Origin of the sequence: Micromonospora sp. D75, from assembly GCF_018070405.1 — a bacterium.
Classification (GTDB): domain Bacteria; phylum Actinomycetota; class Actinomycetes; order Mycobacteriales; family Micromonosporaceae; genus Micromonospora; species Micromonospora chalcea.
This window is the reverse complement of record NZ_JAGPXV010000273.1, coordinates 1-7,539: the sequence shown is the minus strand read 5'-3', so window position 1 is coordinate 7,539 and position 7,539 is coordinate 1. Positions and strand designations below refer to the sequence as shown.

Genomic DNA, 7,539 nt, shown 5'->3' with positions numbered 1-7,539 from the left:
CCGCGGGCTCGGGCGCCGGTGACGTGGTGGCCCTGGAAGAGGGCACCATCGTCCAGTTCTACGCCCAGGCCGACAAGTTCGTGAACCTCGCCGACCACGGCGCGAACGACCTCAAGGGCAACTTCCTGCCGTGGAAGTGGGAGCAGGGCACCACGCCCGACGGCAAGGTGCTGGGCCTCGGCACCGACGTCGGCTCGATGGCGCTGTGCTACCGCAGCGACCTGTTCAAGGCTGCCGGGCTGCCCACCGACCGCGAGCAGGTCGGCGCGCTCTGGCCGACCTGGGACGAGTTCATCGCCACCGGCCAGAAGTTCGCCGCCGCCGACAAGAAGCACAAGTTCGTCGACTCGGCGACCAACTTCTACAACGTGGTGCTGATGCAGGTCGCGGGCCAGGGCAGCGGCTACACGTACTACGACAAGAGCAACAAGATGGTCATCGACCAGAACCCGGACGTGAAGACGGCGTACGACCTCACCACCAAGATGATCGCCGCCGGGCTGTCCAACAACCTCCAGTCGTTCTCCAACGAGTGGAACGCCGGCTTCAAGAACGGCACCTTCGCCACCATCGCCTGCCCCGCCTGGATGACCGGTGTCATCAAGGGCCAGGCCGGTGACGCGGCGGCCGGCAAGTGGGACATCGCCAAGGCGCCGGGCGCCGGTGGCAACTGGGGCGGTTCCTTCCTGGGCGTGCCGAAGTCGAGCAAGCACCAGAAGGAGGCCGCGGAGCTGGCCAAGTTCCTGACCAGCGCCAAGGGTCAGATCGGCGCGTACAAGGCGGTCGGCAACCTGCCGTCGAACCCGCAGGCGCTCACCGACCCGGCCGTCGCCGACTCGACCAACGACTACTTCAGCAAGGCCCCGGTCGGCAAGATCTTCGCCGCCGGCGCGACCGAGCTGAAGCCGGTCTACCTCGGCCCGAAGAACAACGCGGTCCGCACCGCCGTGGAGAACACGCTGCGCGCCGTGGAGCAGGGCAAGTCGGCCGGCGAGCAGTGGCAGGCGGCCCTGAAGAACGGTGCGGCCGCCGGTAAGTGACCGGTTGAGCCGCCCGCGGGTGGCGTCGGCAGCCCATGCTGCCGGCGCCACCCGCGGTGCCCGCAGAGTCCGGCGTCGCCCGTGTGGCGGGTGACGCCGGCCGAGGAGAAGGACTCCCCATGAGCCTCGACCTGCACGCCGCGGCGCCGCCCGAGCCCGGCGCGCCGCGCTCCGCAAGGCACACACGCCGCCGCGCCACCTCGATGACCCGGCTGGACCTGAAGTACTCGCCCTACCTGTACGTCCTGCCGTTCTTCGTGATCTTCGCCGTGTTCGGCGTGTACCCGATCGCGTACACGGTCTGGATCGCGCTGACCGACCGGTCGCCGCTGAACTCGACGATCTCCTTCGTCGGGATGGACAACTTCGTCGAACTGATCACCGAGGACCCGCAGTTCTGGAACGCGGTGGTCAACACGTTCGGCATGTTCCTGCTCTCCACAGTGCCCCAGTTGCTGCTGGCGCTGATGCTGGCGAACGCGCTGAACCGGAAGCTGCGCGCGCAGACGTTCTTCCGGATGGCCATCGCGATGCCGATCATCACCTCGACCGCTGTGGTCGCGCTGATCTTCTCGATGATCTACGCCAAGGACTTCGGCCTGGTCAACTGGCTGCTCGACAGCATCGGCCTGGACCCGATCGACTGGCGGGCGAACCGCTTCGCCTCATGGTTCGCCATCTCCACCATGGTCGACTGGCGCTGGGTCGGCTACAACGCGCTGATCTACCTGGCCGCCATGCAGTCCATCAGCAAGGACATGTACGAGGCCGCGGCGCTGGACGGCGCCTCCCGGCGGCGGCAGTTCTGGTCGATCACGGTCCCGCAGCTGCGTCCCACGATCATCTTCACGCTGATCATCTCGACCATCGGCGGCCTCCAGCTGTTCACCGAGCCCCTGCTGTTCACCAGCGGCTCGGGTGGTCTCTCCGGCGGTTCGGAGGGCCAGTTCCAGACCATCACGATGTACCTGCTCGACGTGATGAACCAGCGCTTCCGGTGGGGTTACGCCGGAGCGGTCGCGCTCGTGCTCTTCGTGCTCATCGCGTTGATGTCGGCGATCAACTACCTGCTCGCCCGCCGCATCAGCTCCGACAAGTGAGGTGACGAGATGACGACCACCGCGGTCCGTCCGCCCACCCGGCACAGCGCGCCGGTGAAGACCACCCACCAGGCCGAGCGGCTCTGGAAGGCCAGCCCGCTCACCATGATCGGCCTGATCTTCGGCGTGCTGCTGTCCCTGTTCCCGTTCTACTGGATGATCGTGATCGCCAGCCGGACGAACGACGCGGCCAACTCCTGGCCGCCGCCGTTCCTGCCCGGCGGCAAGCTCGGCGAGAACATCGAGCGGGTGCTCGCCAACAGCGACGCCAACATCGTCAAGGGCCTGATGAACTCGTTCCTGGTCTCCGGGACGATCACCGTCGCGACCGTGTTCTTCGGCTCGCTGGCCGGCTTCGCGTTCGCGAAGCTGCGCTTCCGGGGCAAGAACGCGCTGCTGCTGATCATCCTGACCTCGATGATGGTGCCGATCCAGCTCGGCGTGCTGCCGCTGTACATCCTTATGGCCAAGCTCGACTGGCTGAACACCATGCCGTCGGTGACCGTTCCGTTCCTGATCGGCGGCTTCGGCATCTTCATGATGCGCCAGTACGCCGAACAGGCGGTACCGAACGAGTTGATCGAGGCGGCTCGGGTGGACGGCTGTTCCACCTGGCGGGTGTACTGGCACGTGGTGGCGCCCGCGCTGCGTCCGGCCGCCGCGGTGCTGGGCCTGCTGACCTTCATGGAGCAGTGGAACCAGTTCTTCTGGCCGTTCGTGGTGCTGGCCGACCCGTCCAACCCGACCGTCCAGATCTCGCTGCGCAGCCTCAACACCGCCTACTTCGCCGACAACTCGCAGATCTTCGCCGGTACGTTGATCGCGACCCTGCCCCTGTTCGTCGTGTTCGTTCTGTTCGGCCGCCAGATCATCGGCGGCATCATGGAAGGCGCCGTCAAGTCGTGAGCAACCCAGCAAGCCCGCCCGCCGTCGGTCTCCTCGACGCCGGTCCGGCCCTGACCTTCCCGCCGGACTTCCTCTGGGGCGCGGCCACCGCCGCGTACCAGATCGAGGGCGCGGCGACGGAGGGCGGCCGTGCCCCGTCGATCTGGGACATCTTCAGCCACACCGAGGGGCGGACGGTCGCCGGGCACACCGGCGACGTGGCGTGCGACCACTACCACCGGATGCCGGACGACGTGCGGTTGATGGCCGACCTGGGCCTGCGGTCGTACCGCTTCTCGGTGAGCTGGCCGCGGGTGCAGCCGGGCGGCACGGGCGGCGTCAACCAGGAGGGCATGGACTTCTACCGCCGCCTGATCGACGAGCTGCTCGGCCACGGCATCGAGCCCTGGCTGACGCTCTACCACTGGGACCTGCCGCAGCCGCTGGAGGACGCGGGCGGCTGGCCGGCCCGGGACACCGCCGGCCGGTTCGCCGAGTACGCGCACCTGGTCGCCGACGCGCTCGGCGACCGCGTGAAGTACTTCACCACGCTGAACGAGCCGTGGTGCTCGGCGTTCCTCGGTTACGGCTCCGGCGTGCACGCGCCGGGCCGCAGAGACGGCGCGGACGCGCTGCGGGCCGGGCACCACCTGATGCTCGGCCACGGCCTGGCCGTGCAGGCGGTCCGCGCGGCCCGCCCGGACGCGCAGCTCGGCATCACCGTCAACCTGTACCCGGTCACTCCGGCGACCGACTCGGCGGCGGACGCCGACGCGGCCCGCCGGATCGACGCGCTGGCCAACCGGTTCTTCCTCGACCCGGTGCTGCGCGGGGCGTACCCGGCGGACCTCGTCGCCGACGTGCGCCAGATCACCGACATGGGGCACGTGCGCGACGGTGACCTGGCGACCATCGCCACGCCGCTGGACATGGTCGGGATCAACTACTACAGCCGGCACGTGGTCGCCGCGCCGGTCGAGGGCGCGGAGCCGGAGCCCTACTGGCGGGCGCCGTCCTGCTGGCCGGGCAGCGAGGACGTCCGGTTCGTCACCCGGGGTGTCCCGGTGACGGACATGGACTGGGAGATCGACGCCCCGGGCCTGGTGGAGACGCTGGAGCGGGTCCACCGGGAGTACACCGACCTGCCGCTCTACGTCACCGAGAACGGCTCGGCGTTCGTCGACGAGCTGGTCGACGGCCGGGTGGACGACCCGGACCGGCTGGCCTACTTCGCCGCGCACCTGCGGGCGGCGCACGCCGCGATCGAGGCCGGGGTGCCGCTCAAGGGCTACTTCGCCTGGTCGCTGATGGACAACTTCGAGTGGGCCTGGGGCTACACGAAGCGGTTCGGCATGGTCTATGTCGACTACGACAGCCAGGCCCGGATCGCGAAGTCCAGCGCCAGGTGGTACGCCGACGTGATCCGACGCAACGGACTGCCCGCACAATAAGCTGGGCCAGCCAGTAACGGGCGGCCCGGCGCCGACGCCTCAATCGGTGCCGGGTCCGCCCGACCGTCGGAGGAGCAACAGACGATGACAACGCAGCGCACCCGCTCGCTCGGGCGTCCGACCCTCGACGCGGTCGCGGCCCGCGCCGGCGTCGGGCGCGGCACGGTCTCCCGCGTGGTCAACGGCTCGCCGCAGGTCAGCCCGGAGGCCCGGGCCGCCGTCCAGCAGGCCATCGCCGAGCTGGGGTACGTGCCGAACCGCGCCGCCCGTGCGCTGGTCACCCAGCGGACCGACTCGGTGGCCCTGGTCGTCTCCGAGTCGGGGGAGCGGGTCTTCACCGAGCCGTTCTTCGCGGCCATCGTGCGGGGCGTCAGCTCCGGGCTGGTGGAGACGCCCATGCAGCTCTGGCTGGCCATGGTGCAGTCGCCGATCGAGCGGGAACGGGTCGAGCACCACCTGACCAACCAGCACGTCGACGGTGTGCTCCTGCTCTCGCTGCACGACGCCGACCCGCTGCCCACGCTGCTGGAGGAGCGCGGCCTGCCGACTGTGCTCGGCGGCCGTCCGGCGCGGATGCTGCACCCGAACGCCCAGCCGGCGTGGTTCGTCGACATGGACAACGTCGGCGGCGCGCGGCAGGCGGTGGAGCACCTGTTCCGCCAGGGCCGCCGGCGGGTCGCCACCATCGCCGGCCCGCAGGACATGGGCGCCGGCCTGGCCCGGCTCTCCGGCTACCAGGAGGCCGTCCGGGCCTCCGGCGGCCGGGTCGACCCGGGCCTGATCGCGTACGGGGACTTCAGCGAGGGCAGCGGCACCGCCGCGATGCGCCGGCTGCTGGACGTCTGCCCGGAACTGGACGCCGTGTTCGTCGCCTCCGACCTGATGGCGTTCGGCGCGCTGCGCGCGCTGCGCGAGGCGGGCCGCCGGGTGCCGGAGGACGTCGCGGTGATCGGCTTCGACGACGCCCCGATCGCGCGTCAGGCCGAGCCGCCCCTGACCACCGTGTTCCAGCCGGTGGAGGAGATGGGCCGGCAGATGGCCCGGCTGCTGGTCTCCCGCATCCGGGGCGAGGAGGTTCCCTCGCCGCACGTGCTGCTGGACACCGAGCTGATCCACCGCGCCTCCGCCTGACCCGCCCGGGGCCGGTCAGGACCAGCGGCGCAGTTCCCGGCGTGCCAGCGAGGCGCGGTGCACCTCGTCCGGGCCGTCGGCCAGGCGCAGCGTGCGGGCCGCCGCCCACAGTTCGGCCAGTGGGGTGTCCTGGCTGACGCCGGCTCCGCCGTGCGCCTGGATCGCCTTGTCGATCACCCACTCGGCCATCAGCGGTGTAGCGATCTTGATGGCCTGGATCTCGGTGTGCGCGCCCTTGTTGCCGACGGTGTCCATCAGCCATGCGGTCTTGAGCACCAGCAGCCGGGCCTGCTCGATCCGGACCCGCGACTCGGCGATCCATTCGCGTACCACGCCCTGCTCGGCGAGCGGGCGGCCGAACGCGACCCGGTCGAGCACGCGCCGGCAGAGCAGCTCCAGGGCCCGCTCGGCCATGCCGATCAGGCGCATGCAGTGGTGGATGCGGCCGGGGCCGAGCCGGGCCTGGGCGATGGCGAACCCGGTGCCCTCCTCGCCGACGAGGTTTTCCGCCGGCACCCGTACGTCGGAGAAGTCGATCTCGGCGTGCCCGCCGTGCGGGGCGTCGCTGTAGCCGAAGACACGCATCCCGCGGCGTACCGTCACGCCGGGGGTGTCCCGGGGCACCAGGATCATGCTCTGCTGGCGGTGCCGGTCGGCGTCCGGGTCGGTCTTGCCCATCACGATGAAGATCTCGCAGCGCGGGTCCATCGCCCCGGACGACCACCACTTGCGGCCGTTGATCACGTAGTGGTCGCCGTCGCGGGTGATCCGGGTGCCGATGTTCGTCGCGTCGGAGGAGGCCACCTCCGGCTCGGTCATGCAGAACGCGGACCGGATCTCCCCGGCCAGCAGCGGCATGAGCCACTGCTTGCGCTGCGCCTCCGAGCCGAACTCGGCGAGCAGCTCCATGTTGCCGGTGTCCGGCGCGGCGCAGTTGAGCGCCTCCGGGGCCAGGTGCGGGCTGCGGCCGGTCAGCTCGGCCAGCGGCGCGTACTGCAGGTTGGTCAGGCCGGCGCCGTAGCGGGCGTCGGGCAGGAACAGATTCCACAGCCCGCGCTCGCGCGCCTGCGCCTTCAGCTCCTCCATCACCGGCGGGCGGGCCCACGGGTCGCCCGCCGCGAGCACCTGCTCGTGGTGCACCGGCTCGGCCGGGTACACGCACTCGGTGAGGAACGCCTCCAGCCGTTGCCGCAGCTCGACCGTCCGGTCGTCGTACGCGAACTCCATCTAGCTCTCCCTCACCGCGTGCAGCCCGTGTGCCACGAGCGGCGCCACCATGTCGCCGATCCGGTCGAAGCCCTCGCCCAGGGTCTGGCCGAGCGTGTGCCGGTAGTGGATGCCCTCGCAGATCACCGCGAGCTTGAAACAGCCGAGCGCCACGTGCCAGTGCAGCGGGCCGACGTCGACGTCGCTGCGCCCGGCGTACCGCTCGATCAGCTCGGCCCCGGTGGGGAACCCGGCGCGCGGCCCGATGCCGTCGGCCACCGGGTTGCCCTCGCCGTGGTCGCTGTCGCCGAGCACGTCCCAGTACGTCAGCAGCAGCCCGAGGTCGGCCAGCGGGTCGCCGAGCGTGGCCATCTCCCAGTCGAGCACCGCCCGCACCGCCGGCGGGTCGACGGTGGCGAGCAGATTGTCCAGCCGGTAGTCGCCGTGCACGATCCGGCCCGCGTTCGCGCCCTCGGGCACGCTGGCGGCCAGCGCGTCGCGCAGCTCGTCGATGCCGGGCAGCGGCCGGCTGCGGGACCGGTCGAGCTGGCCGGCCCAGCGGCGTACCTGCCGGGCCAGGTAGCCCTCCGGACGGCCGAAGTCGGCCAGCCCGACCTCGGCCGGCTCGACCCGGTGCAGCGTGGCGAGCGTGTCCATCATCGCCATGGCGAGGTCGCGTCGCTGGGCGGCGGTGAGCGTGTCGGTCTGCTCGCGCCGCCGGTAGAC

7 protein-coding genes are annotated in these 7,539 nt (G+C 70.8%); 5 read left to right on the top strand and 2 right to left on the bottom strand.

Going from position 1 to position 7,539, the window contains the following annotated elements; all coding sequences use genetic code 11:
* From KBX39_RS17365 to KBX39_RS17345, 5 genes are all read left to right on the top strand, one after another.
* Positions 1–1,040, top strand: a 1,040-nt coding sequence (locus tag KBX39_RS17365) for an extracellular solute-binding protein (protein WP_210871531.1), incomplete at its 5' end; no start/stop codon positions are given.
* Positions 1,041–1,159: 119 nt separating this feature from the next.
* Complete coding sequence (locus tag KBX39_RS17360; RefSeq protein ID WP_174537078.1) at positions 1,160–2,140, top strand: carbohydrate ABC transporter permease; 981 nt, start codon at positions 1,160–1,162, stop codon at positions 2,138–2,140.
* Positions 2,141–2,245: 105 nt separating this feature from the next.
* On the top strand, positions 2,246–3,046 hold the full coding sequence (locus KBX39_RS17355) for a carbohydrate ABC transporter permease (RefSeq protein WP_030274682.1): 801 nt from the start codon (positions 2,246–2,248) through the stop codon (positions 3,044–3,046).
* Complete coding sequence (locus tag KBX39_RS17350; protein WP_210871529.1) at positions 3,043–4,476, top strand: GH1 family beta-glucosidase; 1,434 nt, start codon at positions 3,043–3,045, stop codon at positions 4,474–4,476. Before KBX39_RS17355 ends, KBX39_RS17350 begins: the two co-directional genes overlap by 4 nt.
* Before the next feature lie 84 nt (positions 4,477–4,560).
* A complete protein-coding gene (locus KBX39_RS17345) occupies positions 4,561–5,607 on the top strand; it encodes a LacI family DNA-binding transcriptional regulator (protein WP_128137542.1) in 1,047 nt (348 codons plus the stop codon).
* A 15-nt stretch (positions 5,608–5,622) separates the two neighbouring features.
* On the opposite strand, the gene KBX39_RS17340 is transcribed toward KBX39_RS17345, so the two are convergent.
* Both KBX39_RS17340 and KBX39_RS17335 read right to left on the bottom strand, forming a co-directional pair.
* Positions 5,623–6,834 carry an acyl-CoA dehydrogenase family protein gene (locus KBX39_RS17340; RefSeq protein WP_210871527.1) on the bottom strand — a complete coding sequence of 404 codons (1,212 nt, stop codon included), beginning with the start codon at positions 6,832–6,834 and terminating at the stop codon, positions 5,623–5,625.
* Positions 6,835–7,539 (bottom strand): phosphotransferase family protein (locus KBX39_RS17335; RefSeq protein WP_210871525.1); only part of this gene is annotated, 705 nt, incomplete at its 5' end. It abuts the gene before it with no gap.

Excerpts from the sequence above, each read along its gene's own strand:
- KBX39_RS17355 (WP_030274682.1), top strand. The coding sequence starts at position 2,246 with ATGATCGGCCTGATCTTCGGCGTGCTGCTGTCCCTGTTCCCGTTCTAC.
- KBX39_RS17345 (WP_128137542.1), top strand. The coding sequence starts at position 4,561 with ATGACAACGCAGCGCACCCGCTCGCTCGGGCGTCCGACCCTCGACGCG.
- KBX39_RS17360 (WP_174537078.1), top strand. The coding sequence starts at position 1,160 with ATGAGCCTCGACCTGCACGCCGCGGCGCCGCCCGAGCCCGGCGCGCCG.
- KBX39_RS17340 (WP_210871527.1), bottom strand. The coding sequence starts at position 6,834 with ATGGAGTTCGCGTACGACGACCGGACGGTCGAGCTGCGGCAACGGCTG.